General features: G+C 38.8%; 3 protein-coding genes and 1 pseudogene. All 4 read right to left on the bottom strand.

What is annotated here, in order from left to right; translation table 11 throughout:
- Positions 1-889 (bottom strand): flagellar filament capping protein FliD (fliD, locus tag CXF89_RS18770; protein ID WP_308304274.1); only part of this gene is annotated, 889 nt, incomplete at its 3' end.
- Between the two features lie 61 nt (positions 890-950).
- Positions 951-1,373 carry a flagellar protein FlaG gene (locus tag CXF89_RS18765; protein WP_121955444.1) on the bottom strand — a complete coding sequence of 141 codons (423 nt, stop codon included), beginning with the start codon at positions 1,371-1,373 and terminating at the stop codon, positions 951-953.
- A 155-nt stretch (positions 1,374-1,528) separates the two neighbouring features.
- Positions 1,529-2,122 carry a flagellin gene (locus tag CXF89_RS21595; RefSeq protein WP_374703130.1) on the bottom strand — a complete coding sequence of 198 codons (594 nt, stop codon included), beginning with the start codon at positions 2,120-2,122 and terminating at the stop codon, positions 1,529-1,531.
- 615 nt (positions 2,123-2,737) lie between these two features.
- Positions 2,738-3,097: pseudogene (locus tag CXF89_RS21590) on the bottom strand (flagellin); the annotation flags it as partial.
- Between the last annotated feature and the right edge of the window lie 142 nt (positions 3,098-3,239).

Here is a 3,239-nt window from a genome sequence, read left to right as displayed (position 1 = left end):
TATAACTTGTAATAAAGTTATTTAAACCTGTTTTAATATTATTATTATTTTCGGTAATTGATATGTCGCTTATGTCATCATCGGTATCATGCGGTTTTTTAGCTGTTATATCCACGCCATCAATCACGTTACTAAATTCATTAGTGTTGCTTGATACCGTCAACGTGCCATCAATCGTTATTTGTGCATTTTGAGCAGCATTAACTTGCGTTAGGTTAGTTGTATGATTAGCTGGGTCTGCGTCTGATACATCATAAGCTAATCGAGATAGGCCACCTGTATCAGTATTATTACCGTCATCGTCTTGTACGGTTATTGTAATTGCGTTATCTTCGCCAGTTTCTTTACTTGTAAGTACTAAATGCTGACCAGTATCACTAGTTATTATAGTGGCGACAACCGAATCATTACTATCGCTGCCAGTAAAAGGGCCATTGTTAATCTGGTCGCGTAAATCTTCTAATGTATTTGTAGCCGATAAAACAGTAGAGAAGCTATTTGCACCAGAACCGATTGTAATTACGCCAGCTCCAATTGCCTCATCAGCGGCAAATGCGGGGGAAGATAATTTATGAGCTTGTGCTAATGCATCTACTTTTATATTGTAACTACCAGGCTGAGCGTCTTTATCCGAACTAATTGATATAAAATCATCATTACCCGATGCAGTTCGTTTTTGATAGTTATCACTATCACCCAGTGCTTCCATTGATGTTTGTACTTTTTCAAGCGCAGACTTGAGTGCACCAACAGCAGAAATATCAGTTGTTAAATTACCTTCTGTAGTATTTAAACGAGCTTCAGCAGGGGCTTGCTCAGCATTAACTAGTGCGTCAACAATGTCTGACACTGCTAAACCTGAGCCTAAACCATTAAACGTAATAGACATACCTTACCTCTTTAAATACTCAAAAATAAACTAACTTATTATTAGTAATTCAAACCGCTCACTAAACTGTTTGGTCAATTAAAATACCGGCAGATTCAGACAGTTTAGACACCAAACTTAATACTTCTTCAGAAGGATACTGCTTGATAACTTCGCCGCTGTCTTTATCGAGCACTTTAATAACATCGCGACCTGAATCTTCGTCAACCTTAAATTGCAAACTACGGTTCATTTCGCCCATAAAGTCCTGCAATTGTTGCGCCATTTGTTCTAGTTGTTCACGCTCTAACGGCTGAGCAGTTACTTCTTGATTATTTTTTTCGTATTGATTTTGCTGTAATCGTTGTTGATTTTGTGTATCAGTTTGCTTTACGTCGTCAACAGCGCGCTCAGTTAGCGAACTAGCTGCTTGGCTAGCTACTTTATCTTCACCCGCTAGCGGAGTTGGTAATGTAACTTCTGCATTGGAATTAATGGTATTCATAACAGATTCCTATTTATTAGTTAATTAAACAATAGCTCAATTAAAACCCTTAAACCACAAAAGGAGGTAGCTAAAGCCACCTCCTTTTTTGTAAAACTAATACTGACTTTATGTACTAGCTAGCTAACTAACCATTAAGCTATTACTTTAACTTATTAACCTAATAAGCTAAGTGCTGCTTGTGGTAACTGGTTCGCTTGCGACAAGATTGACGTACCTGCTTGTTGTAATATTTGGTTCTTCGTCATTTGTGCTGTTTCAGTTGCAAAGTCAGTATCTTGAATACGGCTACGTGATGCTGATACGTTTTCAGATATATTTGCAAGATTACTAATAGTATGGTCAAAACGATTTTGAACCGCACCTAAATCGGCACGCTCGCTATCTATACTCTTAAGTGCAGCATCAATTACATCAATTGCTGATTGAGACCCACCAGTAGTTGAAATATCAATATCGGAAACTTTAGTTAATTTAGTTGTTGTTTCTAGAGCAGCAACGCCGGCATCCGTTCCGTTACCCAAGTTTGTGCCTGAGGCCACAATACTTAATGCACCCAAATCCTGATCTAAAACCGCATCCGAAAAATCTAAACGACCAGTAACAATAGCTGACTTACTGCCAGTTTCATTAGCCGCGCTTGTTGTAGTTATAGCTGTGCCAACTACCGCAGGAGTCGCAAGTGATCCATTATAAGATTGAATATTACCAGATGCAGTATTAGCTCCAGCTCCACTTGTTGCTTCCATTGTTACATCAATGTTTTCGCCACTTTTATTTGTGAAGACAACCAAATTATTCGTTGTGTCATGCGTAGCAACAATACCTTTAGCCGCTAAAGCATCTTTGTTTGCTGTTGTTTGGGTTGCATCATACAGAGCTGTTGATTGTACAGCAGCAGTAGCACTAGCGGTTGCTGCACCAGTTGTAAGTTCAATCCCTTCAACATTTATTTTATATGTATTACCACCTGTTGCATCATCAACTGCAAAATTACCAACAGCAACCTGCGTTGTAGCGGCTACGCCGAATACACCGTCAGAAGAGTTAACTTGTCCAGCTAGGTCAGCAGCACTCATTCCTGTAGTTAATTTAATTGAGTTCGTCTGACCGCCTGCACTTACTGTAATAGCATCATCAGAAGCGAATGCTTTTGCTGCTGTACTTGCTCCTGTAAAACCAACAATTGTATCGAGATCAAAACCTTTGCCTGACAAACCTATATCTTCAGCTGCGGTTGAATTTAGGGTGACACCAATAGTTTCATTACTATTAGAACCTACTTGGAATTGTTTAGTACCAAAATCTCCATTTAATAGCTGTTGCCCACCAAACGAAGTTGTATCAGAAATACGGGTTAACTCAGACTGTAAAGCTGACACTTCTTTTTGTAGAGAAGCTCTATCATCGTCAGAGTTTGAACCATTGGCTGATTGTAGGGCTAATTCACGCATGCGCTGTAGGATATTAGTTGACTCACTCATCGCCCCTTCAGCTGTTTGCGTCATAGAAATACCATCGTTAGCGTTACGCTGCGCTACACCCAAACCATTTATTTGCGATGTTAAACGGTTTGAAATTTGCATACCTGCCGCATCATCTTTTGCGCTGTTGATACGCATACCTGATGATAAACGTTCCATTGAAGTTGCAAGGTCAGAACCTGATTGAGATAGGTTACGTTGAGCGTTTAATGAAGATACATTTGTGTTTACTGAAATCATAATAAAACTCCTGATTACTTTCGTAATGTTGCTATTTTAATTTAACCAAGAGCTGTCACAAATGTATGCTCAGCTCCGTACTGATTAAGTTAACGGCAGGAGGTAAATTATCTTTAGAAGTATTTTAAAAATAAATTAGTTT

The sequence above is a fragment of the Pseudoalteromonas sp. MelDa3 genome, from assembly GCF_002863625.1.
GTDB classification, from domain to species: Bacteria; Pseudomonadota; Gammaproteobacteria; order Enterobacterales; family Alteromonadaceae; genus Pseudoalteromonas; species Pseudoalteromonas arctica.
This window is presented reverse-complemented; position numbering and strand designations above follow the sequence as displayed.